The sequence below is a fragment of the Shewanella sp. GutCb genome (genome assembly GCF_002836135.1).
GTDB lineage: Bacteria > Pseudomonadota > Gammaproteobacteria > Enterobacterales > Shewanellaceae > Shewanella.
Genome location: NZ_PJBL01000065.1, coordinates 1 through 848, shown reverse-complemented (window position 1 = coordinate 848; position 848 = coordinate 1). Strand labels below are relative to the sequence as shown.

At 38.2% G+C, this 848-nt stretch carries 1 protein-coding gene and 1 pseudogene; one reads left to right on the top strand and one right to left on the bottom strand.

Annotation, left to right across the window (positions count from 1 at the left end; genetic code table 11):
* Positions 1-358 (bottom strand): annotated as a pseudogene (locus CXF86_RS19975) (transposase); the annotation flags it as partial.
* Positions 359-523: 165 nt separating this feature from the next.
* On the opposite strand from CXF86_RS19975, the gene CXF86_RS22850 reads away from it, so the two are divergent.
* Positions 524-691: a hypothetical protein gene (locus tag CXF86_RS22850; RefSeq protein ID WP_180961118.1), complete on the top strand. Its 168-nt coding sequence runs from the start codon at positions 524-526 to the stop codon at positions 689-691.
* Positions 692-848 lie beyond the last annotated feature (157 nt).

Genomic DNA, 848 nt, shown 5'->3' with positions numbered 1-848 from the left:
TCACTAAATACTCATCGATGACTTCACCTTTGGCGAATTTTTGCGTTAGCGCCGTGCCACTAAAAAGCTTATGCCATTGCTCAACAACCCCTCTATCTGACCAGTTATTCACGGTTTCTAGGTCAATATAAAGCACAACATGCAAATGATTACTCATCACTGCATAAGCCGCCACATCAATAGCAAACACCTCGGTAAGCTTCAATATTTGCGTTTCAACCCAACCTCGGCGGTGGTCATAGTTTTTACCCGTGTATTTATCATCACCACACAAAAAGGCACGCCGTACTACACGGCTACAGCAATGATAGTAAGGCGTGCCTTCGATACTAATTAGCGTTCGTCTTGGACGGGGCATACAACCTCCTTGTTAAATGCTCTTGCAAAGCTTAGTTGGAGGTCGCTCTTATTGCTATTAACTATGGGTTGCACTATTTACTATGTTGCATTGTTCCGATACCTTGAGTATTCAATTAAGTCTTTCAAGAAAGAGATCGCTAATAATAAATAACATGGTGAAATTATGCGTAAATTAAAGCCGTTATCAGGCAAAACAACAGCCATTATTATGTGGATCATAAGCAATATACCGATAGTGTTTTATTTCGGTTCATTTTCATCAACTGAAAGAGCGATTGTGATCAGTATTTTAATGATGATTACTACACTGATTTATTATATCGACTATTAAATTAAGTCTATCAAGAAAGAGATCGCTAATAATAAATAACATGACTAACCAAGCCGCCTAACCAGCGGTTTTTTTGTGCCTTCTACATTTAGTTAATTCTACATTTGATAACCTGGTTAAGGTAATCACCGCGATTACTTTGGATTTGAGTCATAAC